The following is a 22,625-nucleotide window of genomic DNA, read 5'->3' on the forward strand; positions in this document are numbered from 1 at the left end:
TGATTTGCAGAGCCGTACAAATGCTAGCTTTGCGCCAGCATTTGCCGAAACAGATGACAGCTCAGAAGGATCAATGCATCTCGGTGAACGCGAGTTTCACGCCGATGGCGATCAGCACCGCGCCCATGGTGCGGTCGAACCAGTGGCCCATGCGGGCGAAACCGGCACGCACGCGCTGCTGGCTGAACAGCATCGCCACCAGGCAGAACCAGGTTGCAGTCGCAGCCGCCAGGTAAATGCCGTAACCGGCCTGCACTGCCAGTGGCGTGTGCGGATTGATCACCACGGTGAACAGCGACAGGAAAAACAGCGTGGCTTTCGGGTTCAGGCCGTTGGTCACGAAGCCTGAGGTGAAGGCGCCACGTGCGGTGCGCTCGCCGGCCTCTTTGTGCAGATCATCGGTCACGGTTTTCGCCGGTTGCGCACGCAGGGCCTTGAAACCGATGTACAGCAGATAAGCGGCGGCGGCCCATTTCAGAGCGTTGAACAGCACGATCGATTGGGAAACGATCAGGCCGATCCCCAGCAGCGAATAACCGACGTGCAGGAAAATCGCCGTGCCCACACCCAGTGCCGTCCAGGTGCCGGCGCGACGCCCGTGGGTCACGCTCTCGCGCACCACCACGGCGAAATCAGGACCGGGGCTGGCGACGGCCAACAGGTGGATCAGGGCAACGGTCAAGAATTCGGTCCAGTACATGGGGGCTCCTTTCGGCCAAGCGTAACGAGTTGTTTCATCTGGTAGGCTCGGCAGATTACGCCTTCCCTTCAAAGCACAACAGGTACAGTTGATGACGAACGCCCACCGCGCCGTATTCCTCGATCACCCGTCGCTGGATCTTGGCGATCTCGATCTGAGCCCTTTGCGTGACTGCTTCAGCGATCTGCAACTGTTCCCCCAGACGTTGCCTGGGCAAGTGAGCGACCGCCTGCAAGGGGCGACCGTGGCGATCAGCAACAAGGTCCTGATCGACGCCGCCGCCATGGCCGCCAACCCACAATTGAAACTGATCCTGATCACGGCTACCGGCACCAATAACGTCGATCTGGCCGCCGCCCGTGCCCACGGCATCACCGTGTGCAACTGTCAGGGTTACGGCACGCCGTCAGTGGCGCAGCACACGATCATGCTGCTGCTCAACCTCGCCACGCGCCTGGCCGATTATCAAAAAGCCGTCGGCGAGGGCCGCTGGCGACAAGCGAAACAGTTCTGCCTGCTGGATTACCCGATCGTCGAGCTGGAAGGCAAAACCCTGGGTTTGCTCGGACACGGTGAACTCGGCGGCGCAGTCGCGCGACTGGCCGAAGCCTTCGGCATGCGCGTGTTGCTGGGGCAGATTCCGGGGCGCCCGGCCCGTCCGGATCGCCTGCCGCTGGAAGAATTGCTGCCGCAGATCGACGCCCTGACCCTGCACTGCCCGCTCAACGAACATACCCGGCATTTCATCGGAGCCCGCGAACTCGCCGCGATGAAACCCGGCGCCTTCGTGGTCAATACCGCCCGTGGCGGGCTGATCGACGAACAGGCCCTGGCCGATGCCCTGCGCAGCGGTCATCTGGGCGGCGCGGCCACCGATGTGCTGAGCATCGAACCACCGACCAACGGCAATCCGCTGCTGGCGGTCGACATCCCACGCCTGATCGTCACGCCGCACAACGCCTGGGGCAGCCGCGAAGCGCGGCAACGAATCGTCGGCCAACTGGTGGAAAACACCCAGGCGTTCTACAGCGGTAAGGCGCTGCGGGTCGTCAGTTGATAAACTGCGGCACTTTTTTTCACAGGAGCAGTTATGGATCCGCGCAGTGAAGTACTGCTTCGTCAGGCCGAGTTATTCCAGGGTTCGGTATTGTTGGCCGGTTTGCCTGCCGATGATTTGCTGGGGCGTCTGCCCGACGCGTTTGGATGGTGCTGGCACGCCGGCGATCAGGCCGCACTCGATGCGCGTTTCGAAGGTCGCAGCCATTTTGGCGTAAACGTGCCGGAACGCGAATTCACCAGCGCCGTGGTGTTCCTGCCCAAGGCCAAGGACCTGACCGATTACATCCTCAATGCCGTGGCTGCGCGTCTGGCCGGGCGCGAGGTGTATCTGGTCGGGGAAAAGCGCAGCGGCATCGAAGGCGCGTCCAAACAGCTCAACCCGTTCGGCAAACCACGCAAGCTCGACAGCGCGCGCCATTGCCAATTGTGGCAAGTGACCGTGGCCAATGCCCCGCAAGCCAAACCACTGGAAAGCCTGGCGCAGACTTACGAACTGCCGCTGGCCGAAGGCCCATTGAAGGTCATCAGCCTGCCGGGCGTATTCAGCCACGGCCGACTGGATCGCGGCAGTGCCCTGCTGCTGGAACACCTGGACAAACTGCCGAGCGGACATTTGCTGGACTTCGGTTGCGGCGCCGGCGTGCTCGGCGCGGCGGTCAAGCGTCGTTACCCGCACAATCAGGTCACGTTGCTCGATGTTGACGCCTTCGCTGCCGCCAGCAGCCGTTTGACTCTGGCGGCCAACGGTCTGGAAGCCGATGTGCTGACCGGTGACGGCATCGACGCCGCACCGATGGGTTTGAACGCGATTTTGAGCAATCCGCCGTTCCATGTCGGCGTTCACACCGACTATTTCGCCACCGAGAACTTGCTGCGAAAAGCGGCCAAACATCTGAAAAACGGCGGTGAACTGCGCCTGGTTGCGAACAGCTTCCTGAAGTATCAACCGTTGATCGAAGAGCATCTCGGAGTCTGCGCGATCAAGGCCGAAGGCAATGGTTTCCGGATTTACCGGGCCAAGCGCGGCTAAAAATTAGCACTTGCCGAATGGATTCGGCCTAGGCAGAATCCGCTCCGTCCTAGGGGAGTAGTCTCCCACGAGCGCCAAGCTCGTCCGGCATACGTCAACATACTTGATCCTCAGATCATGGCGTATGCGACCCAAGCGTCCGCAGCAGACGGATCGCAGGGTTTGACAAGACCTATGACACGCACACCTTACCCGGGGCGGGAAGGCTGTACGTGTCATAGCCGTGTCGACCCGCCCCTTAGGAAATCCTGATGCTGGACTCGTTACTCGTTCCCACCGCAATCGTTGCCTTGGCCGAAATCGGCGACAAGACGCAACTGCTCGCGCTGATTCTCGCCGCTCGCTTCCGCAAACCCTGGCCGATCATTGCCGGTATCGTCGCTGCGACCCTGGCCAACCACGCAGCAGCCGGTGCGGTTGGCGCCTGGTTCGGCAGCTTCTTCTCGGATTCCGTCCTGCACTGGATTCTCGCCGCGAGCTTCGCCGCCACCGCCCTGTGGACGCTGGTGCCGGACAAGATGGATGACGATGAAGCCAGCACCGCCCGCAAGTTCGGGCCATTCCTGACCACGCTGATCGCGTTCTTCCTGGCGGAAATCGGCGACAAGACCCAGATCGCCACGGTGATGCTGGCCGCGCAATACCCGGAGCTGTGGCTGGTGATTATCGGCACCACGGCGGGCATGCTGATCGCCAACGTGCCGGTGGTACTGGCGGGTAATTTTGCAGCAGAGAAACTGCCGTTGACCCTGATCCGTCGACTGGCCGCCTCGGCGTTCCTGATCCTGGCGATCGTTGCGGTGTACAAGGCGATGCAGAGCAGCGGCTGGGTTTGATCCGGCAGAACGCTCCCGCACTCAGTGCGGGAGCGATCATTGTTTCAGGACTTGGGCGCTTTCTCGTACAGCGGCATGACCTTCGGAATTGCCGCTTCCAGGGAAGCGATCCGGCTGGACGACGCCGGGTGAGTGCTCATGAATTCTGGCGGTGCACCTTCGGACGCCTTGCTCATCTTGTTCCACAGGGTGATCGCGGCATTCGGGTTGTAGCCGGCACGTGCGGCCAGTTCCAGGCCGATCAGGTCGGCTTCGTTTTCGTTGGCGCGACTGTTGGGCAGCGTCATGCCGTAGTTGGCCACGGTGTCCGCCAGCGCCAGGCTGTCCTGACCCAGGCCGAGCAACGCACCGGCGCCCTGCTTGGCCATTTCGATGCCATAGGCCTTGGACATTGCTTCACGACCGTGCTCGCGCAGGGCGTGGGCGATTTCATGGCCCATGACCGCAGCGATTTCGTCGTCGGTGAGTTTCAGGCTGTCGATCAGCCCGGTGTAGAAAATGATCTTGCCGCCAGGACCGCAGTTGGCGTTGAGTTCGTCGCTCTTGATCAGGTTCACTTCCCACTTCCACTGCGCCGAATCCGGACGGAAATTCGGTGCCTGGGCGATCAGCCGGTTGGCGATGGCCTGAATGCGCTTGGCATCGTTGCTGGTCTTGTCCAGCACGCCCTTGCTGGACGCTTCGCCCACGGTCTTCTGATAGGACTGGGCATACATCTGGTCGACCTCTTGCGAGGACAGCATGCTGAACATGTACTGCTTGCGCTCCACGCCCACGGCACCGCCGCTGGTGGTGTTGACCGACTGACAACCGGCCAGCAACAGCGCCGCGCTCAGTGCACTTACAACCAATGTCTTGTTCATTCAAAAGCTCCCTGAAAACCTGCCGCGTATCCTAGGCGGGTAATTGTATCGACGCCAGATACAACGGACGTGTTGCACGCACTTTCAGAAAACGCCCTCTGACCTGTAGGAAAAAATTCATACCCACCGGCAAATCCTGCGCATCCGCGTCGCGCACGAGTCCATTTGCGACATCCGCCTGCAATTACTCGTCCGCAACCTCATGGCGCAATAGCGGCTGCCGATACAACAGCGCAGACGTCCTCTCGCGTGCGGAGCTCCCATGAAGTTCAAGTCGATCCAGTTTTCCGTGGCCGCCCTGGCAGGCGCCATCGTACTCAGCGTAGTCGCCGCGCTGGTGCTGTATGCGCTGTTCTCCGGTGCCCGTACCCAGGAAATGGTCCAGCAACGGACCCAGGCCCAGTTCGAGCAAGTCATCGAACAACGCCTGACCTCGCTGGCACAGACCCAGGTCAGCCAGATCCAGCGCGAACTGGAAGCGCCGCTGTTGATCGCCGGCGGACTGGTGCGGGTCAACGCCCTGCTCGGCACGCCGGGCGCCGATGGCCAGCCGCGACTGACCGTCAGCCGCGAGCAACTGATCAGCCTGATCAAAGAAAACGTCGAGAAGAACCCGAAGATTCTCGGCACCTACATCGGCTGGGAAAAGAACGCGCTGGATCACAATGACGCGGCTTTCGTCGGCACTAGTGTGGTCGGTATCGACCCTGCCAACGGGCGCTTCCTGCCATGGTGGTTCCGCAACGACGACGGCACCCTCGGCCTGGACAAACTGGTGGACGTCGATGACCAGAAAGTCCTGTCCACCGGCATACGCGCCAGCGAGTACTACCTGTGCTCGAAAGAAACCAAAAAATCCTGCGTGATCGATCCCGCCCCGTACAAGGTCGGCGACAAGATCGTCATGCTCGCCTCCTTCATTGAACCGATCATGCTCAACGGCGCCTTCCAGGGCATCGTCGGCGCCGACCTGTCGGTGAACTTCATCCAGGAAATGCTCCTGGGCGCCAACCAGAAGCTGTACAGCGGCGCCGGGCAAATGGCCCTGATCGGCGGCAACGGCCGGATCGTCGCCTACACCAAGGACCCGAGCAAATTCGGCGAGAAGGTCAGCGACATCCTCGACGCCCAGCAGATTGCCAGCATGGCCAACCTCAAGCGCGGCGAAGTGACCTATTCCGTCAATAAAGAGCAAGGCCGGATCGAGCTGTACCTGCCGTTCGGCATCGGCCAGACCGACGCGCGCTGGACGCTGATGCTGCAACTGCCGCTCGACGCGGTGATGGCCGATCTGCAAAAGCTGCAAGGCGACCTCGACGCCCAGCGCAAATCCGACACGTTCGGCATGGCCATGGTCGGCCTGCTCATCGCCGGCCTCGGCCTGCTGGTGATCTGGCTGGTGGGCCACGGCATCGCCCGACCGCTCAAGCAAATGGTGACCATGCTTGATGACATCGCCCAGGGCGAAGGCGACCTGACCCGTCGTTTGAGCAGTGACCGCAATGACGAACTGGGCTCGATCGCCAAGGGCTTCAATACCTTCCTGGCCAAGTTGCAGGCGATGATCACCCAAGTGGTGACTTCGGTGCAGAGCGTCAGCGACTCTTCGGAGCACACCGCCGATATCGCCATCCGCACCAACATCGGCGTGCAGAAGCAAATGGCAGAAATCGATCAGGTCGCCACTGCCGTGCAGGAAATGACCGCCACCGCCCAGGACGTGGCGCGCAATGCGACCCAGGCGGCGCAAGCCGCCAGCCATGCGGATCAGGCAGCGGCGCAAGGCATGCAGATCGTGCGCGACACCTCCAATTCGATTGGCGTGCTGGCCGTGGAAATCGGCAAGGCCGTGGATGTAGTGCAGACGCTGGCCAAGGACAGCGAAAACATCAACGCGATCCTCATCGCCATTCGCGGGATCGCCGAGCAGACCAACCTGCTGGCCCTCAACGCGGCGATCGAAGCCGCCCGTGCCGGTGAGCAGGGACGCGGTTTTGCAGTAGTGGCCGATGAGGTGCGCAATCTGGCGCAGAAAACCCAGCAGGCCACCGAAGAAATCCAGAGCATGATCCAGCAACTGCAACAGGGCACCCGCGATGTGGTGCGGGTCATGGAAGACAGCCAGAATCGCACCGATGAAAGCGTGCAGCACGCGGCCAAGGCCGCCGAGGCGCTGGAGACCATCACTCAGGCAGTGTCGGTGATCAACGACATGAACACCCAGATCGCCAGCGCTGCCGAAGAACAGAGCGCGGTGGCCGACGACATCAACCGCAACGTGATCAATATCGGTCAGGTGGCCAATGAAGTGGCCGGTGGCGCGGATGAGTCGAGTTCGGCGAGTGCCGATCTGACCAAACTGGCGGAGCAGCAGCGGCGGTTGATCAACCAGTTCAAGGTGTAAAGACGCCGGAAGGTCCTTCGGACCTTATCGCGAGCAAGCTCGCTCCCACAGGGGAGCGTGTGATCACAAAGTGTGTGAGCACCGAAAATCCAGTGTGGGAGCGAGCTTGCTCGCGATTGGGCCGCGAGCAGCGACACATCAGGCCGGGGTCAAACACTCCGGCCCGTTGAGCTTCGGATCATTGACCAGGTTCGCCAGCACCCGCTCGCGCAAAGTCGCAGGTTCGCTGGCGAGCAAACCCTGCAGGACATGCAGTGGCGTTTCGGGATCGAGCCACGCTTCCTGCCCGGCCTCATCAAGAATCAACGGTCGGCGCTGACTGGCCGCAGGCTGGGTAATGACCGCCGTGCTCAGCCAGACTTGTTCCTGCACCGGATACGCTTCCCAGATCGCCGCAAAAAACAACGAAGAACCTTCCCCCGGCGTCAGCCAGTACGGACGCTTGCGCGTGGTGCCGCGCCATTCGTAGAAGCCGTTGGCCGGCAACAGGCAACGGCGCAGGCGCAGGGCCTCACGGAACATCGGTTGCTCGGCGACGGTTTCGGCCCGGGCGTGGGCCGGCGTACGAGAAAGATCGGTCAGCCACGGCGGTGTCAGCCCCCAACGGGCACGGGCCAGCGCGCGCTGGCCGTCGGGTTCGGCGCGCAGCATCAATACCGAATCGTTGGGGGAAATGTTCCACTGCGCCTGCTGGTCGGCAGGAAAACCGGGCAGGTTCGCGAAATCGCGGTTCCAGCGAAACAGGGCATAACGTCCACACATGGGGCAACACGACTCACAAATAAAACGAACGCCAGCCTAACAGACCAGCGTCCCGGGATAGCTGTCCGGTTCATCGCCGGGCAGCGGCAGCGCGGCATTGTACGCACTGATCAGCTCGCGGGCGTATTCCGCCTGGTCGTCATCCACCGACAGGCCCAACAGACCGAAGATCGGCAACTCGCCCGTACCGCCCAGCAGATCGCGCCCGACCAGGTGCGCCTCGATGCCTTCGCTGGCGAGCATGCCCTTGAGCATCTCGCCTTCCATCAGGTTTTCCGGCTCGTAGATTCGCTGCATGGGCGCGCCTCACTCGTTTTCGCTGAAGACTTCCAGAAACCAGTCCTCTCCATGGACCTGCAACACAAAGGTGATCGGCCGACAACAGACCTGACAGTCCTCAATATAAGTCTGGTCGCCACCGGAGAGATCCACGGTCGTCTCGACCTCTTCACCACAATACGGACATTCATATACTGCGCTTTCCAGCATCGCGGTCTCCCAAGTGACTTGTGCGTATAATCGCCGGTCTATTTGCAGGGCTATTTTTGTCTGGCTACTTTTTCAGACCGTGCCCCGTTGGTTTTCGATCAAAACCTTTACTTACCCTAGCCGTTTCCAACAAGAGAGCATGATGGGCGAATTCGATGCCATCCGACCTTACGACGACAGCGAAGTACCTGCGGTACTGGCGCGACTGCTCGGCGACAAGGCGTTTCTAGATATCCTCACCCACTTCCGCTTCCCGCGTTTTGCCGGTGCCTTCGGCTGGATGCTCAAACCACTTATAGCCCATCGGCTGCGTCGTGAGTTTGCCGACGTGACCTCCGTGGCCACATTGCAGGACAAGGTCGAGTTCTACGTCGACCACACCATCGAGCGCGCCACCGATGGCGTGACCTACACCGGTGTCGAGCAATTCAAGTCCGGCAGCGCCTATCTGTTCATCGCCAATCACCGCGACATCGTGATGGATCCGGCCTTCGTCAACTACGCCGTGTACCACGCGGGCCTGCCGACGCCGCGTATCGCGATTGGCGACAACCTGCTGCAAAAGCCGTTCGTCAGCGACCTGATGCGCCTGAACAAGAGCTTCATCGTGCACCGCTCGATCACCGGGCGCCGGGAGAAAATGGCCGCGTACCAGTTGCTGTCGGCCTATATCAACCACTCGATCCGCAACGACTGCGCCTCGATCTGGATCGCCCAGGCCGAAGGCCGCGCGAAGGACGGTGACGACCGTACCGAGTCGGCGATCCTCAAGATGTTCCACATGAGCCGCAAGGACGAGCCGTTCGGCGAGGTCATCCGGTCGCTGAACCTGACCCCGGTGTCGATCAGCTACGAATACGATCCGTGCGATCAGGCCAAGGCCCGCGAGCTATATATCCGCGCCACCACCGGCACCTACAGCAAGGCGCCGGGCGAGGATGACGTGAGCATCGCCAAGGGCATCACCGGTTATAAGGGCCGGGTGCACGTGAACTTCGCCGCGCCGATCACCGAGCTGTTCGAAGACACCAAGCAATTGGCGGTCGAGATGGACAAGCAGATTCTCGGCGGCTACCGGCTGTTCCCGGTGCATTACCTGGCGTACGCACAGTGGGCCGATGCCGATCCGCAGTTGAACGTGCCGAAGGCTGCCGAAGTGTTCGGTGCCGAAGAACTGGCCAAGGCCCAGGAAGAATGGCAGAACCGTCTGGACGCCTGCCCCGAGGAGCATCGTCCGTATCTGGTGCTGCAATATGCGACGCCGGTGCGCAATCAGTACCGGGTCAAGGCTGGACTGCCGCTGTAAGCGGTATCGGCCAGATACAGGAACGGCGCCTTCGGGCGCCGTTTTTCGTTCAGAAGCGGGTACTGATCCAGGACACCAATAACGCCAGACCAAGGCAGGCGAAACCGAAGCGGTAGAAAAAGCGGTTCATGCGCAGGGTCGCCCAATCGAGCACCGGCTCCTGATCAGGCTTCTGCTGACGCTGGGCCGCGATACTGGCCATGGCCCGTTGTTCACGGCGACGGGTCGCATGCAGCAGCCAACCGCCGGGGAAGGCCAACAGCAGGGCCAGCAGGTTGATCAGTTTGGCGGGATGGGCGGTAAACAGCGTCATCAAGTGCAGCGACATCACAGACCTCAATCTAGACCGGTTTGGCGAACGCCAGACCGACGACCGCGGCGCGGATTCTACCGAAACACTCCCCGACTGCCCTACCCTTTGCGACAAATAACCCGTCAATCGACCGATGGCTGTCCTGTGTCACGGCATCGTCATTTGTTTCAGTCACCCTGCGCGCCTCGAAACCGACACGGAACGCGACATGCTTCACGCTGAAAACCAGGATCGCCTGTACCTCATCTCTCCGTCCGACGAACAGCAGACCCTCGTCGGCAGCCTGGCCTTCAATGTTCAGGATCGTCACTGGCTCGTGTACTGCGCCCTCGGCGGGCACCAGCATGCGGACTTGCCCGAGACCGATCTGCTGACCGGCGTCAGCGTCCTCGACTTCTATTCGCAAGCCGCCTGAACGAAAAAAACCCGGGGCCATCACTGGCTCCGGGCTTTTTCACATCTGGCGCATGCCTTATTCGGCGAGGATCTGGCCGATGCTCGGGTCCTTGAACAGACGAGTCAGCGCATCGCTCAGCACGTCGCTGACCAGTTTGGTGTTGGTCTCCTGATTCGGCGCCATGCCGAAACGCTGGTCCAGCGACGCGCCGTAACGGCCGCTGTAGCGACGGTTGCCGCTCTGCACGTCGGAGCGGAATGTCGCGCCGATGGTGGCTTCGGTCACATACATGCCTTCTTTCGGCGACTGGTATTTCAGTTCAGTCAGGGTCACGGTCAGCTGTGGAGCATTCATCGCGCCATTGGACGGGGTGAAGCCCAGCAGACGCACCGCCGCTTCGGCCTGGGCCTGCAACTTCGGCAGGATCTGCTCGCGCTGCACGGTAATGGCGCTGGTCTCCGGGTACAGACCGCCACGGGTGCCAAGGGTTGGCGACGGACGACCGTCCACGACGCGAACCACGACAGGCTGGCCGTGGCCGACCGGTGCCAGCTGAGTGGTCAGCTTCGGTTCCGGGCTCAGTTGTTGCGGGCTGTGGGCGCAGCCAACCAGGGTCAAACTGGTCACAGTGATCAAACCGAACAACAGGCGTTGCAACATGCTCTTCTCTCCAGAATCAGGCACAGACAGGCCGGCAGTATAGCGGTGGGCCACTGTGGGTCACCAGCACTGAAATCTCAGACAAAACCCGCTGCCAGCGGTTCCTGTCACACATTCTTCACCCCCCATACACGTTCGCGTCACGGCGTTTTGACAAGCTTCCTCACAGATCCCCAAAAGGAACACTGCCATGCGCTATCTGATCTCGTTGTTCGCTCCACGCCCGCTGCACCGCAGCTTCGCCCTGCTCGACCGCAACGGCCATTGCCAGGCTTTCAAACAGTGCAGCCTGCAGCCAATGGGTGACGGCTGGGTGGAAATCGAGGAAATCCGTCTCAACTGGTTGCACCAGCCACTGCCTGCCAGCGCCCGGGTCGAACAGCAGCGCCCACGCGCACGCGCTCAGGCGATGTTGAGCATCTGACCGGATGCCTAATAAAAGTCATTAAACTCGACCAACTCCCCGCATTTCTTCGATACAATCTCCCCCCGATTATAAGGACGTCTCCTGATCGGGCCTCGCAACAGCGTCAATGCGCTTGCATTGGCATCCAAATCGCCCACAGAGAGCCGCCCACACAGATCGAGTGAAGCTGGCGTGCTTGCTGTTTCCCTGGCAAATCCCGCTTTTCGCGAATCTGCAGAGCTGTCATGACGCTCGGCCACTGAGTTGTTTGCCCCTCCGGGCACGGTGCCAGCCCCGGACAGCCCTTTTTGAGGTTCACGTCTTCAAAAGAGCGTGAAAAAAACGGGTTTTCACAACTTCACAAGAGTGTGGCGAGCAAATGAATAGTTTTGCGTCTGAACATGCACCATTAGCGTCTGAAACAGCCCAACGACACAGGAACGGGAACGCCTCGAATACCGGAGCCTGAAGCCTGTCCGCTACGGATTTGGTTGCACAAACGGATGTCTCGACCATAAGTCGAATTGCCAGCCGCGTGCCGAAATGAGTTCATGGAACTCTTTAAGCCAGGCCGCACGCATCCGTCGAAGTTGCGAAAAATTGCGAAGATTCGGACATGGCACACCTGACCAAGGATACCCGGGGCCCAACTGACCTGCCCTGGACGCCTGGCAGCCATGCCGACAATTTGGTGCTGCAGATTTTGGAGACGCGTTAAATGGCGCATAACGAAGCAGTCGACGTAGTTCTGGTTGGGGCCGGCATCATGAGTGCCACCCTCGCAGTACTGCTCAAAGAGCTCGACCCGGCGATCAAGCTGGAAGTCGTCGAGCTGATGGATTCCGGTGCCGCGGAGAGTTCCAACCCATGGAACAACGCCGGTACCGGCCACGCCGGCCTGTGCGAGCTGAACTACACGCCGCAGGCTGCCGACGGCACCGTCGACATCAAGAAGGCCGTGCACATCAACACCCAGTTCGAGGTGTCGAAGCAGTTCTGGTCGTACCTGACCAAAAAGGGCACGTTCGGCTCATGCAAATCCTTCATCAGCCCTGTGCCGCATCTGAGTTACGTCGAGGGTGAGAAAGGCGTGTCGTTCCTCAAGGAACGCTTCAACGTGCTGCACAAGCACCACGCTTTCGCCGACATGGAATACACCGAAGACAAGGCGAAGATGGCCGAGTGGATGCCGCTGATGATGCCGGGTCGTCCGAAAGACCAGGTACTCGCCGCCACCCGCGTGATCAACGGCACCGACGTCAACTTCGGCGCCCTGACCAATCAGTTGCTCAAGCACCTGACCAGCGCACCCGATGCTCAGGTCAAGTACTGCAAGCGCGTGACCGGCCTCAAGCGTAACGCCAACGGCTGGACCGTCAGCATCAAGGACGTCAACAGCGGCAACACCCGTGAAGTCGACGCCAGGTTCGTGTTCCTCGGCGCTGGTGGCGCGGCCCTGCCGCTGCTGCAAGCCTCGGGCATCGAAGAAAGCAAAGGCTTCGGCGGCTTCCCGATCAGCGGCCAGTGGCTGCGTTGCGACAACCCGGAAGTGGTCAAGCATCACCAGGCCAAGGTTTACAGCCTGGCCGCCGTGGGTTCGCCGCCGATGTCGGTGCCGCACCTGGACACCCGCGTGGTCGACGGCAAGAAATCCCTGCTGTTCGGGCCATACGCCGGTTTCACCACCAAGTTCCTCAAGCACGGTTCCTTCATGGACCTGCCGCTGTCGGTTCGCGCCGGCAACATTGGCCCGATGCTGGCCGTGGCGAAAAACAACATGGACCTGACCAAGTACCTGGTCAGCGAAGTGATGCAGTCGATGGAGCAGCGCCTGGAATCCCTGCGTCGTTTCTACCCGGAGGCGAAAGCTGAAGACTGGCGCCTGGAAGTGGCCGGCCAACGGGTGCAGATCATCAAGAAAGACCCGAAAAAAGGCGGCATCCTGCAGTTCGGTACCGAACTGGTCGCGGCGAAGGACGGCTCGCTCGCCGCCCTGCTCGGCGCTTCGCCAGGCGCTTCGGTGACCGTTTCGATCATGCTGGAACTGATCGAGAAATGCTTCCCGGAAAAGGCCAAGGGTGAGTGGGCTGCCAAACTGGCGGAAATCTTCCCGGCCCGCGAAAAGGTCCTGGAAACCGACGCTGCGCTGTATCGCAAGATCAACACGCAGAACAACGTCGCGCTGGAACTGGTTGAAGCCAGCAACGAGACCGAAAGCTACGCCTGATTCGGCTCCATGAAAAAACGCCCCGCACTCGGTGAGTGCGGGGCGTTTTTTCATGCCTGTGGAAAACTTCGGGCTATCAGCCGCGGGCTTTCTCGATCAGCTCGATGTACTCCGCCGCGTTGCGTTGATCGCGGATCTGGTCGACGAAGGTCTTGCCGTGCTCGTCCTTGCCATCCAGGTCATAACCGGCTGCAACGAAGAACGTCAGGAAACGCTCGAAATCGTCGATGCGCAGGCCACGGTAAGCCTTGACCAGCTTGTGCAGCGACGGCGAGGTGGCGTCGACCGGCTCAAAATCGAGGAACAGCTTGATCTGCTCATCGCCGATCTCGTCACCAATCACTTGCTTCTTATCTTTACGCATTGCCGACTCCAGCTCGCAGACATTTCACGGGGCGGGCAGTTTACCCCTGCGCAGGCACAAGGCTCAACGCGAGCGCGTGCTGCCGGTGTGCAAATCGGCCCAGATGTGGCCGTTGGCGTAACTGAGGAACTGCACGTACACGGTGTCATTGCGCAGCAGGTCGATGATTACCCGGTACTGGGCCAGCGGATAGAACAGCGTCAGCGTCTTGCTCTTGTCGTCATACACCGGTTTTTTCAGGCTTTTGCTTTCGCCATCGAAGTTGACCAGCACCTGATTGATCGTCGCGCCCTTGTTCAGGAACTTGCCCTTGAGGCGGATCATCAGCGGCGAGGTCACCGGGATCGGCTGCTGATTGGACTGACGCTGGGCGCCCACGACGACCGAATAATCGGTGACCTGCAACAGTTGCTGCTGCTCGGGTTCGGCATCGCGCAGGGTCAGGTCGTCCGGCGGCAGGAACTGGCTGTGCATCGGGGCGGCGGCCAAAGGCAGGCTGAGGGTCAGCAACAGGGCGGCGCAGCTGCGGATCAAAAGGCTCATGACAGGCTCCGGGGGGCGGGGCCGAGCACTCTAGCATGGGTATTGCGGATGGATCAGCACACGCAAAACAACTGTGGAAGCGTGGCTTGCCCGCGAAAGCGTCGATCTATCCGACATCAATGTGTCAGACAATCCGCCATCGCGGGCAAGCCCGCTCCCACAGGGATCGGGGGTTACCCGCAATTACATGCCTTTGACGGCGAAGATCCCGTTGGCGTTGCGCCAGTAGCCTTTGTAGTCCATGCCGTAACCGAAGATGTAGCGGTCAACGCACGGCAGGCCGACGAAGTCGGCTTTCAGGTCAGGACGGGCCTTGCGGTCGTGGTCCTTGTCGATCAGCACGGCGGTGTGCACTTTGCGCGCGCCGGCGTGACGGCAGAAGTCGATGATCGCGCCCAGGGTGTGACCTTCGTCGAGGATGTCGTCGATGATCAGCACGTCGCGGTCGATGAACGAGACTTCCGGCTTGGCTTTCCAGAACAGGTCGCCGCCGCTGGTTTCGTTGCGATAACGGGTGGCGTGCAGGTAGGACGCTTCCAGCGGGAACTGCAGATGAGTCAGCAGTTTGCCGGAGAAGATCAGGCCGCCGTTCATCACGCAGAACACCACCGGGTTGCTGTCGGCCAGTTGTTCGTTGATTTGTGCACCGACGCGGGCAATGGCAGCCTCGACTTCAGCTTCGGTGTACAGGCAGTCAGCCTCTCGCATGATTTGACGGATATGCTCGAGATCAGCGGACATGGCGCTCTCCAGGGGGGACGGATTTCGGAAAAGCGGGCAAAGGTACGCATCAACCGGAGCCGAATCAAGCATTTGTGGACTAACGTACTGTATGTCCTATAGGACATCACCCTCGGATAGATTAATCTAGGCCGGTTTTTTTGCCCGCCGCCGGAGCCTTTCCCCATGTCCATCCAAGAGATCCGCCATCCGCTGATCCGTCACAAACTTGGCCTTATGCGCCGTGCAGACATCAGCACCAAAAATTTCCGTGAGCTCGCTCAGGAAGTCGGTGCCCTGTTGACCTATGAAGCTACCAAAGACCTGCCGCTGGAAACCTACGATATCGAAGGTTGGTGCGGCACGGTGTCGGTCGAGAAAATCGCCGGCAAGAAGATTACCGTCGTGCCGATCCTGCGTGCCGGCATCGGCATGCTCGAAGGTGTGCTGAGCCTGATCCCGGGCGCCAAGGTCAGCGCCGTCGGCGTTGCCCGTAACGAAGAAACCCTGCAGGCCCATACCTATCTGGAAAAACTGGTTCCGGAAATCGACGAACGCCTGGCGATGATCATCGACCCGATGCTCGCCACCGGCAGCTCCATGGTTGCGACCATCGACCTGCTGAAGAAGGCCGGTTGCAAGGACATCCGCGCGATGGTGCTGGTGGCCGCGCCGGAAGGCATTGCCGCTGTCGAGCAGGCTCACCCGGACGTGATCATCTACACCGCGTCCATCGATCAGAAACTCAACGAGCACGGTTACATCATTCCTGGGCTTGGCGATGCCGGTGACAAGATTTTCGGCACCAAGCAGAAGGACGCGTAAGCATGCAGCAAGAGTTTAACGATCCGCTCTGGCGCACGGTGCTGTCCGGCGCACAGATGCTGTTCGTGGCTTTCGGCGCCCTGGTGCTGATGCCACTGATCACGGGCCTGGACCCGAACGTGGCACTGTTTACCGCAGGTCTGGGCACGATTTTGTTCCAGATCGTCACCGGGCGTCAGGTGCCGGTATTCCTGGCGTCGAGCTTCGCCTTCATCACCCCGATCATTCTCGCCAAGGGCCAGTTCGGCCTCGCCGCGACCATGGGCGGCGTGATGGCGGCCGGTTTCGTCTACACCTTCCTCGGCCTTGCCGTGAAGATCAAAGGCACCGGTTTCATTGACCGTCTGCTGCCGCCGGTGGTGATTGGCCCTGTGATCATCTCCATTGGCCTGGCCATGGCGCCGATTGCCGCGAACATGGCGATGGGCAAGGCCGGCGACGGTTCGGAGCTGATCCATTACCAGACCGCGATGATGATCTCGATGCCGGCGCTGCTGACCACGCTGGTCGTGGCGGTGTTCGGCAAGGGAATCTTCCGTCTGGTGCCGATCATTTCCGGCGTGCTGGTGGGCTTTGCCCTGTCCTTCTACTTCGGCGTGGTCGACACCGCGAAGATTGCCGCGGCACCGTGGTTCGCCCTGCCCGCCTTCACCGCACCGGAATTCAACTGGCAGGCGATCCTGTTCATCGTCCCGGTGGCGCTGGCCCCGGCCATCGAACACATCGGCGGCGTGATTGCAGTCGGCAGCGTGACCGGTCGCGACTACCTGAAGAAGCCGGGCCTGCATCGCACCCTGCTGGGTGACGGCATCGCCACCACCGCAGCCGGCCTGTTCGGCGGTCCGCCAAACACCACCTACGCGGAAGTGACCGGCGCGGTGATGCTGACCAAGAACTACAACCCGAAAATCATGACCTGGGCGGCGATCTTCGCCATCGCCCTGGCGTTCATCGGCAAGTTCGGGGCCCTGCTGCAAAGCATTCCGGTACCGGTGATGGGCGGGATTCTGTGCCTGCTGTTCGGTTCGATTGCGGCGGTGGGGATGAACACCCTGATCCGTCACAAGATCGACCTGGGCGAGGCGCGCAATCTGGTGATCGTTTCGGTGACCCTGGTGTTCGGTATCGGCGGTGTGCTGGTCGGCACCGGCACAGGTCCCGACGACTTCGGCCTCAAAGGCATCGCGCTGTGCGCGGTGGTGGCGATTGCGCTGAACCTGCTGCTGCCGGGCAATGACGGCTGGAAGCAGAAGAAAGCGGATGAGCCGCTGATCTAAGCCCTAGCTTCAAGATCGTTCCCACGCGGATCACCCCACACTGATCGTTCCCACGCGTGGGAACGATCAATCATCGACGATCATCAAAGGGCCAGTGGCGCCCGTTCGCACAGCGTTGCCAATGCCTTCGCCCATTGCGGGTCATCATTCAGGCATGGCACCAGCACCAACTCCTCTCCCCCCGCCTCTCGGAACTGTTCCTTGCCGCGATCGCCGATCTCTTCCAGGGTCTCGATGCAATCGGCAACGAACGCCGGGCACATGACCAGAATCTTCTTCACGCCGCTTTTGGCCAGTTCATCCAGGCGCGCTTCGGTGTAGGGTTCGATCCATTTCGCCCGGCCCAGCCGCGATTGAAATGACACCGACCACTTGCCGTCCGGCAGCCCCATGCGCTCAGCAAACAACGCCGCCGTGCGCAGGCACTGGGCGCGATAACAGGTGGCCAAGACGGCAGCCGAAGCGTTTTTGCAGCAATCTTCATTCTTGAAGCAATGATTGCCGGTCGGGTCGAGCTTGGTCAGGTGCCGCTCCGGCAAACCGTGGAAGCTGAGCAACAGGTGATCGTAATCCTGCTGCAAGTGCGGCTTGGCGCTCGCCACCAGCGCGTCGAGGTATTCCGGCTGATCGTAGAACGGCTGCAACACCGACAGTTGCACATCGAGCTTCTTCTCGCGCAGCACGCGCCTGGCCTCTTCGATCACCGTGGTCGTGGTGCTGTCGGCGAACTGTGGATAAAGCGGTGCGAGGGTAATGCGTTTGTGACCCGCCGCGACCAGCTTCAACAGGCTTGTCTCGATCGACGGCTCGCCGTAACGCATGGCCAGCTCAACCGGGCCGTGAGTCCACTGCGCCTTCATCTGCTGTTGCAGACGACGGCTGAGCACCACCAGCGGCGAACCTTCCTCCCACCAGATCGAGGCGTAGGCATGGGCCGACTGCTCGGGGCGCTTGATCAGGATCAGCGACACCAGCAGACGTCGTACCGGCCACGGCAGGTCGATCACGTATGGGTCCATCAAAAATTGATTGAGGTAGCTGCGCACGTCGGCCACCGAAGTGGAGGCCGGCGAACCCAGGTTGACCAGAAGCAAGGCGTGATCGGTCATGCAACGTCCTATTTCAGAGGCGGCCGGAAAGATCATCCAGGGCCGCGCGTAAATCCGTGAACCGGAAAGTGAATCCCGCTTCCAGCAAGCGTTTCGGCGTGGCCCGTTGGCCACCCAGTAACAACAATGACATCTCGCCGAGCCCGACCTTCAAGGCGAGGGCCGGCATCGGCATGAACGCCGGGCGGTGCAGCACGCTGCCCAGCGTCCTGGCAAATTCGCGATTGCGCACAGGGTTCGGCGCGCACGCATTATAAGGACCGCTCGCCTGATTGCGGTGCAGAAGAAAATCAATCAGGGCGATTTGGTCATCGATATGAATCCACGGCATCCACTGCCGACCGTTGCCCAAAGGCCCGCCCAGCCCAAGCTTGAACGGCAGCAGCAGGCGCGACAAAAAGCCGCCCTCGGCCGACAGCACCAGCCCGGTGCGCACCAGCACCACGCGAATGTCCATCGCTTCGGCGCGCTGCGCGGTTTCCTCCCAGGCGATGCACAACTGGCTGGCGAAATCATCGATCACCGGTGGCGAGTCTTCGGTCAACTCGCGCTCGCCGCCGTCACCATACCAACCCACGGCAGAACCCGAGATCAGCAGCGATGGTTTCTGCCCGCGATTTTCCAGCCACGCCAGCAACGATTCGGTCAACGTGATCCGGCTGCTCCACAACAGCGCCTTGCGTCGATGGGTCCATGGCCGGTCGGCAATCGGCGCGCCGGCGAGGTTGACGATCACGTCGACCGGCTCATCGCCAAGGTCCTCCAGACGCGCGATTCCACGCACCTGGGCGCCACAGATTTTCGCGACTTTTTCCGGACGACGACTCCAGACTGTCAGGCGATGCCCCTGCCCGGACCAGTGCCGGCAAAGCTGACGTCCGATCAATCCAGTACCGCCGGTCAGCAATATGTGCATGACTTCTTCCTCGCGTGGCGTTTTACCCCGATCACTAGTCTATTTTTATAAACAGGGATCTTTTCTATCGGGCAGGCTCTATTGTTTAACCATAGGCCAAGCTGTCAGAACCAGAACGCTGGAAGTTATACCAAAAAACAAAATTGTACAGGTTTCATCGACGGCGTAGTCTGTACAGAAAGGTAAACGAGGCCCCTATGACTGTACCTATCGCAATCATTGGCACCGGCATCGCCGGACTCTCCGCCGCCCAGGCCCTGACGGATGCCGGGCATACCGTTCAGTTGTTCGATAAAAGCCGCGGCAGCGGCGGACGCATGTCGAGCAAACGCAGCGACGCAGGCTCTCTGGACATGGGCGCGCAATACTTCACGGCCCGTGATCGGCGCTTCGTGACTGAAGTTCAGCGCTGGCAAAGCAAAGGCTGGGTCGCCGAATGGGCCCCGCAGCTCTACACCTTTCACGGCGGGCAGTTGAATCTGTCACCGGACGAACAGACCCGCTGGGTCGGCACGCCGCGCATGAGCGCCATCACCCGGGGACTGCTCGATGGGCTGGAAGTGCATTTCGCCTGCCGGATCACTGAGGTCTATCGCGGCGAAGAACACTGGCATCTGCAGGACGCCGAAGGCTTTACCCATGGGCCGTTCAGCCATGTGGTGATCGCCACGCCGGCGCCGCAGGCCACTGCCCTGCTGGCCGCTGCGCCGAAACTCGCCGGTGCCGCTGCCGGGGTGAAAATGGACCCGACCTGGGCCGTCGCCCTGGCCTTCGACACGCCGCTGGATACGCCGATCGAAGGCTGCTTCGTCCAGGACAGCGCACTCGACTGGCTGGCCCGCAACCGCAGCAAACCTGGCCGCGACACCACGTGCGATACCTGGGTCCTGCACGCCACCAGCGCCTGGAGCCGACAACACATCGACCTGCCCAAGGAAGCGGTGATCGAACAATTGCACGGCGCCTTCGCCGAATTGCTGCACAGCGCCATGCCGGCCCCGACCTTCAGCCTCGCCCACCGCTGGCTCTATGCCCGCCCGGCCAGCAGCCATGAATGGGGCACCCTGGCCGACGCCGATCTGGGCCTGTACGCCTGTGGCGACTGGTGCCTGTCGGGTCGCGTCGAAGGGGCCTGGCTCAGTGGTCAGGAGGCGGCAAGACGCTTGCACGAACACCTGCAGTGAATCGCATCAATCCGCGCAAATTGCTGCTGTCGAAATGGACAGCAGCCCACCCGCAAAACCGTGAAAAGCATTTTCTGGTGACCGAACTGTTCCGCGACGAGGACGGCACGGTGCTGGAAATCGAGTTGCAGGCAGTGCTGACCCGGCGTACCGAGCAATGCGACTGGCATGCTCTGCAAGATGATTCACGCTGGAAAATGGGCTGGAGCTGAAAAACTCATAAACTTGTACAAACCATTTGACTTGTACACCTTTGAATCTATGCTTGAAGAATGTTGTACAGATTTACTCGTCTGTACAGGTTCAGATTCGAGGTTGCTGCATGTCCGACTCATCGACGTCCCTGCCAAAAATCGCCATCAGCGCCTGCCTGATGGGGGCCGAAGTTCGCTACAACGGTGGCCACAAGGAGTCGCGGCTGTGCAGCCGCACCCTGGCCGAGCATTTTGAATTCGTTCCGGTATGTCCTGAAGTAGCGATCGGCCTGGGAATTCCTCGCGAGCCGATCCGGCTGGTGGGCGACCCCGCCCGGCCTGAAGCGGTCGGCACCGTCAATCCAGCGATCAATGTCACTCAGCCACTGGCCGCTTACGGCGAGAAAATGGCCGGCGAGCTCAGTGACATCTGCGGCTACATCTTCATGCAGCAATCGCCATCCTGCGGACTGGAGCGGGTCAAGGTCTACCACGCCAACGGCGCACCGGTGAATGGCGGCGGGCGCGGCATTTACGCCGACGCGTTCTGTGCACAGCACCCGGACCTGCCGGTGGAAGAAGCCGGGCGTCTTAACGATCCGGTGCTGCGGGAAAATTTCATCACCCGCGTACTCGCCTACCGCGAATGGCAGCAAGTGCTCAAGCAAGGCTTGAGCCGCCGCGCCCTCACCGACTTTCACTCGCGCTACAAATACCTGCTGATGGCCCACAACCCGGTGCAATACAAGGCGCTGGGCAGTCTGCTGGGCAACATGGGCCGGACCGACCCGATCGAGCTCGGCCCACGCTATTTCAGCGAACTGATGGCGGCGCTGAAGAAATGCGCCACCCGCCGCACCCACAGCAACGTCCTGCAGCACATCAGTGGCTATCTGAAGCAGGTCATCAGCCCCGAAGAAAAACAGGAAGTGCAACACATCATCGGTCAGTACCGGCACGGCATCGTGCCCCTGGTGGTGCCGCTGACGTTGCTCAAGCATCACTTTCGCCTCCACCCGGATCCCTACATTGCGCAGCAGGTGTACCTGCAACCGCATCCGGAAAACCTCAGCCTGCGAAACGCCATTTGATGAACGACTCACTCGACACCAGCGCCCGTGAAGACCTCGGCGCTGACTTCAAGAAAGCCCTCGACGAAGGCTGGCTGCCGATTCGAGAAGTCGCACGCCAGACCGGCGTGAATGCCGTGACCCTGCGCGCCTGGGAACGCCGCTACGGGCTGATCGTTCCGCACCGCACGCCCAAGGGCCATCGCCTGTACAGCGCCGACCATGTGCAGCGGATCCAGAACATCCTCACCTGGCTCAACCGGGGCGTTGCGGTTAGCCAGGTCAAACCATTGCTCGACACGGCGCAGGCGTTCAACGAACCGGTGGAGAACGAATGGCATCCGCTGCGCCAGGCCGCCCTTCTGGCAGTCACTCACCTGAACGAGCGCAGCCTCGACGACTGCATCAACCAGGCGATGGCGCTGTACCCGCCGCGCACCCTGTGCGAGCAATTGCTGCTGCCGCTGCTGGGCGATCTCGAACAGCGCTGGCAAGGCCAGTTTGGCGCGCAGATGGAGCGCGTGTTCTTTTTTGCCTGGTTGCGCAGCAAATTCGGCGCGCGCATCTACCATAACAATCGTCAGTTGCGCACCGCGCCGCTGCTGCTGGTCAATCAGTCGGATCTGCCACTGGAACCGCACCTGTGGCTCTGCGCCTGGCTGATCAGCAGCGCCGATTGCCCGGTGCAGGTGTTTGACTGGCCGCTGCCTGCCGGAGAGCTGGCGCTGGCAACCGATACCCTGCAAGCCCGTGGCGTCCTGCTGTATTCCAGCAAAGCCCTGAGCCTTGCGCAGCTGCCGAAACTGTTGAATGGCATCAACTGCCCAAAACTGATTGCCGGACCAACGGTGTGCATTCACCACGCCGAGTTGTCCGCAAGAACTTCCGAAATCGCTGACCTGCTCCTGGCCGAGGACCCTCTTTCGGCGCATCGGGTACTCATTCAGCGTGGGTTGATTTAGTGATTCAGG

The 22,625-nt window shown here is 61.0% G+C and carries 26 protein-coding genes, 1 pseudogene and 1 riboswitch; of the genes and pseudogenes, 15 read left to right on the forward strand and 12 right to left on the reverse strand.

The genetic code is table 11. The features are described from left to right. Nucleotides 1-70: 70 nt before the first annotated feature. Entirely contained in the window at nucleotides 71-700 is a 630-nt protein-coding gene (locus I5961_RS23420) for a LysE family translocator (protein WP_085700862.1), read from the reverse strand. Nucleotides 701-791: 91 nt separating this feature from the next. Here I5961_RS23420 and I5961_RS23425 point away from each other — a divergent pair, with 91 nt between their 5' ends. The 3 genes from I5961_RS23425 to I5961_RS23435 all read left to right on the forward strand — a co-directional run bounded on the left by I5961_RS23425 (nucleotide 792) and on the right by I5961_RS23435 (nucleotide 3,625). Next, nucleotides 792-1,757: a 2-hydroxyacid dehydrogenase gene (locus I5961_RS23425; protein ID WP_227233511.1), complete on the forward strand. Its 966-nt coding sequence runs from the start codon at nucleotides 792-794 to the stop codon at nucleotides 1,755-1,757. Nucleotides 1,758-1,790: 33 nt separating this feature from the next. Beyond that, nucleotides 1,791-2,789, forward strand: a complete 999-nt coding sequence (locus I5961_RS23430) for a class I SAM-dependent methyltransferase (RefSeq protein WP_227233512.1) — start codon at nucleotides 1,791-1,793, stop codon at nucleotides 2,787-2,789. Between the two features lie 40 nt (nucleotides 2,790-2,829). Continuing rightward, nucleotides 2,830-2,952, forward strand: a riboswitch (yybP-ykoY riboswitch). 88 nt (nucleotides 2,953-3,040) lie between these two features. After that, nucleotides 3,041-3,625, forward strand: a complete 585-nt coding sequence (locus I5961_RS23435; protein WP_007956837.1) for a TMEM165/GDT1 family protein — start codon at nucleotides 3,041-3,043, stop codon at nucleotides 3,623-3,625. A 44-nt stretch (nucleotides 3,626-3,669) separates the two neighbouring features. Here I5961_RS23435 and I5961_RS23440 read toward each other — a convergent pair whose 3' ends face one another. After that, nucleotides 3,670-4,488: a M48 family metallopeptidase gene (locus tag I5961_RS23440; RefSeq protein ID WP_085700865.1), complete on the reverse strand. Its 819-nt coding sequence runs from the start codon at nucleotides 4,486-4,488 to the stop codon at nucleotides 3,670-3,672. 1,351 nt (nucleotides 4,489-5,839) lie between these two features. Between I5961_RS23440 and I5961_RS28940 the strand changes: the two are divergent. Both I5961_RS28940 and I5961_RS28945 read left to right on the forward strand, forming a co-directional pair. After that, a pseudogene (locus tag I5961_RS28940) lies at nucleotides 5,840-6,037 on the forward strand (HAMP domain-containing protein); the annotation flags it as partial. A gap of 111 nt (nucleotides 6,038-6,148) precedes the next feature. Beyond that, on the forward strand, nucleotides 6,149-6,892 hold the full coding sequence (locus tag I5961_RS28945) for a methyl-accepting chemotaxis protein (protein ID WP_371917943.1): 744 nt from the start codon (nucleotides 6,149-6,151) through the stop codon (nucleotides 6,890-6,892). A gap of 138 nt (nucleotides 6,893-7,030) precedes the next feature. Here I5961_RS28945 and I5961_RS23450 read toward each other — a convergent pair whose 3' ends face one another. The 3 genes from I5961_RS23450 to I5961_RS23460 are packed head-to-tail and all read right to left on the reverse strand — an operon-like array spanning nucleotide 7,031 to nucleotide 8,143. Further along, nucleotides 7,031-7,654 (reverse strand): SOS response-associated peptidase, encoded by a 624-nt coding sequence (locus tag I5961_RS23450; RefSeq protein WP_085701797.1) that lies wholly within the window; start codon nucleotides 7,652-7,654, stop codon nucleotides 7,031-7,033. Between the two features lie 36 nt (nucleotides 7,655-7,690). Beyond that, the gene (locus tag I5961_RS23455; RefSeq protein WP_085684752.1) at nucleotides 7,691-7,951 is read right to left on the reverse strand and encodes a putative signal transducing protein; all 261 of its coding nucleotides are present in this window, start codon (nucleotides 7,949-7,951) and stop codon (nucleotides 7,691-7,693) included. A 9-nt stretch (nucleotides 7,952-7,960) separates the two neighbouring features. Then, nucleotides 7,961-8,143 carry a CPXCG motif-containing cysteine-rich protein gene (locus I5961_RS23460; RefSeq protein WP_007951671.1) on the reverse strand — a complete coding sequence of 61 codons (183 nt, stop codon included), beginning with the start codon at nucleotides 8,141-8,143 and terminating at the stop codon, nucleotides 7,961-7,963. 139 nt (nucleotides 8,144-8,282) lie between these two features. On the opposite strand from I5961_RS23460, the gene I5961_RS23465 reads away from it, so the two are divergent. Next, nucleotides 8,283-9,449 carry a 1-acyl-sn-glycerol-3-phosphate acyltransferase gene (locus I5961_RS23465; protein WP_085700868.1) on the forward strand — a complete coding sequence of 389 codons (1,167 nt, stop codon included), beginning with the start codon at nucleotides 8,283-8,285 and terminating at the stop codon, nucleotides 9,447-9,449. Between the two features lie 49 nt (nucleotides 9,450-9,498). Here I5961_RS23465 and I5961_RS23470 read toward each other — a convergent pair whose 3' ends face one another. Further along, nucleotides 9,499-9,777, reverse strand: a complete 279-nt coding sequence (locus tag I5961_RS23470) for a hypothetical protein (protein WP_227233515.1) — start codon at nucleotides 9,775-9,777, stop codon at nucleotides 9,499-9,501. 193 nt (nucleotides 9,778-9,970) lie between these two features. Here I5961_RS23470 and I5961_RS23475 point away from each other — a divergent pair, with 193 nt between their 5' ends. Beyond that, complete coding sequence (locus tag I5961_RS23475; RefSeq protein WP_039766399.1) at nucleotides 9,971-10,177, forward strand: hypothetical protein; 207 nt, start codon at nucleotides 9,971-9,973, stop codon at nucleotides 10,175-10,177. 57 nt (nucleotides 10,178-10,234) lie between these two features. Here I5961_RS23475 and I5961_RS23480 read toward each other — a convergent pair whose 3' ends face one another. Next, nucleotides 10,235-10,819, reverse strand: a complete 585-nt coding sequence (locus I5961_RS23480) for a YajG family lipoprotein (protein WP_085684758.1) — start codon at nucleotides 10,817-10,819, stop codon at nucleotides 10,235-10,237. Nucleotides 10,820-11,009: 190 nt separating this feature from the next. Here I5961_RS23480 and I5961_RS23485 point away from each other — a divergent pair, with 190 nt between their 5' ends. Both I5961_RS23485 and mqo read left to right on the forward strand, forming a co-directional pair. Then, complete coding sequence (locus I5961_RS23485; RefSeq protein ID WP_039766297.1) at nucleotides 11,010-11,243, forward strand: hypothetical protein; 234 nt, start codon at nucleotides 11,010-11,012, stop codon at nucleotides 11,241-11,243. Nucleotides 11,244-11,943: 700 nt separating this feature from the next. Continuing rightward, complete coding sequence (mqo, locus tag I5961_RS23490; RefSeq protein WP_085700870.1) at nucleotides 11,944-13,452, forward strand: malate dehydrogenase (quinone); 1,509 nt, start codon at nucleotides 11,944-11,946, stop codon at nucleotides 13,450-13,452. Between the two features lie 76 nt (nucleotides 13,453-13,528). Here mqo and I5961_RS23495 read toward each other — a convergent pair whose 3' ends face one another. The 3 genes from I5961_RS23495 to I5961_RS23505 all read right to left on the reverse strand — a co-directional run bounded on the left by I5961_RS23495 (nucleotide 13,529) and on the right by I5961_RS23505 (nucleotide 15,100). Beyond that, nucleotides 13,529-13,816 (reverse strand): PA4642 family protein, encoded by a 288-nt coding sequence (locus I5961_RS23495; RefSeq protein WP_085700871.1) that lies wholly within the window; start codon nucleotides 13,814-13,816, stop codon nucleotides 13,529-13,531. Between the two features lie 63 nt (nucleotides 13,817-13,879). After that, a complete protein-coding gene (locus I5961_RS23500; RefSeq protein ID WP_227233517.1) occupies nucleotides 13,880-14,359 on the reverse strand; it encodes a hypothetical protein in 480 nt (159 codons plus the stop codon). A gap of 183 nt (nucleotides 14,360-14,542) precedes the next feature. Next, nucleotides 14,543-15,100: a hypoxanthine-guanine phosphoribosyltransferase gene (locus I5961_RS23505; RefSeq protein ID WP_085700873.1), complete on the reverse strand. Its 558-nt coding sequence runs from the start codon at nucleotides 15,098-15,100 to the stop codon at nucleotides 14,543-14,545. Nucleotides 15,101-15,265: 165 nt separating this feature from the next. Here I5961_RS23505 and upp point away from each other — a divergent pair, with 165 nt between their 5' ends. Both upp and I5961_RS23515 read left to right on the forward strand, forming a co-directional pair. Further along, nucleotides 15,266-15,904: a uracil phosphoribosyltransferase gene (upp, locus tag I5961_RS23510; RefSeq protein WP_011335903.1), complete on the forward strand. Its 639-nt coding sequence runs from the start codon at nucleotides 15,266-15,268 to the stop codon at nucleotides 15,902-15,904. A 2-nt stretch (nucleotides 15,905-15,906) separates the two neighbouring features. Continuing rightward, the gene (locus I5961_RS23515) at nucleotides 15,907-17,181 is read left to right on the forward strand and encodes a uracil-xanthine permease family protein (RefSeq protein WP_085700874.1); all 1,275 of its coding nucleotides are present in this window, start codon (nucleotides 15,907-15,909) and stop codon (nucleotides 17,179-17,181) included. 83 nt (nucleotides 17,182-17,264) lie between these two features. On the opposite strand, the gene hemH is transcribed toward I5961_RS23515, so the two are convergent. Next, on the reverse strand, nucleotides 17,265-18,290 hold the full coding sequence (gene hemH / locus I5961_RS23520; protein ID WP_085700875.1) for a ferrochelatase: 1,026 nt from the start codon (nucleotides 18,288-18,290) through the stop codon (nucleotides 17,265-17,267). Nucleotides 18,291-18,303: 13 nt separating this feature from the next. Continuing rightward, a complete protein-coding gene (locus I5961_RS23525; RefSeq protein WP_227233519.1) occupies nucleotides 18,304-19,206 on the reverse strand; it encodes a TIGR01777 family oxidoreductase in 903 nt (300 codons plus the stop codon). A 197-nt stretch (nucleotides 19,207-19,403) separates the two neighbouring features. Between I5961_RS23525 and I5961_RS23530 the strand changes: the two genes are divergently transcribed. From I5961_RS23530 to I5961_RS23545, 4 genes are all read left to right on the forward strand, one after another. Next, nucleotides 19,404-20,390, forward strand: coding sequence for an NAD(P)/FAD-dependent oxidoreductase (locus tag I5961_RS23530; RefSeq protein WP_007951687.1), 987 nt, complete (start codon nucleotides 19,404-19,406; stop codon nucleotides 20,388-20,390). Beyond that, nucleotides 20,387-20,602: a TIGR02450 family Trp-rich protein gene (locus I5961_RS23535; RefSeq protein ID WP_227233520.1), complete on the forward strand. Its 216-nt coding sequence runs from the start codon at nucleotides 20,387-20,389 to the stop codon at nucleotides 20,600-20,602. The genes I5961_RS23530 and I5961_RS23535 overlap by 4 nt, the downstream gene beginning before the upstream one ends. A gap of 110 nt (nucleotides 20,603-20,712) precedes the next feature. Continuing rightward, nucleotides 20,713-21,675: a YbgA family protein gene (locus I5961_RS23540; protein WP_227233522.1), complete on the forward strand. Its 963-nt coding sequence runs from the start codon at nucleotides 20,713-20,715 to the stop codon at nucleotides 21,673-21,675. After that, entirely contained in the window at nucleotides 21,675-22,616 is a 942-nt protein-coding gene (locus tag I5961_RS23545) for a MerR family transcriptional regulator (protein ID WP_227233523.1), read from the forward strand. Before I5961_RS23540 ends, I5961_RS23545 begins: the two co-directional genes overlap by 1 nt. The last annotated feature ends 9 nt before the right edge of the window (nucleotides 22,617-22,625 follow it).

The organism is Pseudomonas sp. IAC-BECa141 (assembly GCF_020544405.1).
Lineage (GTDB): Bacteria > Pseudomonadota > Gammaproteobacteria > Pseudomonadales > Pseudomonadaceae > Aquipseudomonas.